The 355-nt window shown below is 68.7% G+C and carries 1 protein-coding gene; it reads left to right on the top strand.

Annotated elements, in window-relative coordinates; translation table 11 throughout:
* A partial coding sequence (locus tag TN53_RS43130; protein WP_159038307.1) for a hypothetical protein occupies positions 1-355 on the top strand: 355 nt, incomplete at both ends.

Raw genomic sequence — 355 nt, 5'->3', positions numbered from 1 at the left:
ACCTCCGGTGCTTCCCGAACCGCCCGACAGCTTTCTCTACCTCTCCAAGGTCAGCAACTGGTTGGTGGAGGAGCTGGTGAGCCTCCGCCTCGCCGTCCCCGTCCGCCGGGAGTTCTGGGCGGTAGCGGTGCCGAAGGAGGTTCAGACGCTGATCGTCGGTGTGCTCGCCCGGGAGCTCGCCGGCGATGCCGGTCTGCAGCAGGACGCGGCCTTCGTGCCGTACACGGACAGCGCGGAAGCATACCGTTGGTCCCTGCAGTCGCCCTTCAACGGCGGATCCCTGGCCTGGGAGATGGAGCTCGGCCGGCTGCTGCCCGTACCCGCTCCCGACACACCCACCGCGCAGGTCCTCCTC

Source organism: Streptomyces sp. WM6386, from assembly GCF_000972385.1.
In the GTDB taxonomy this organism is placed as follows: domain Bacteria; phylum Actinomycetota; class Actinomycetes; order Streptomycetales; family Streptomycetaceae; genus Streptomyces.
This window is presented reverse-complemented; position numbering and strand designations above follow the sequence as displayed.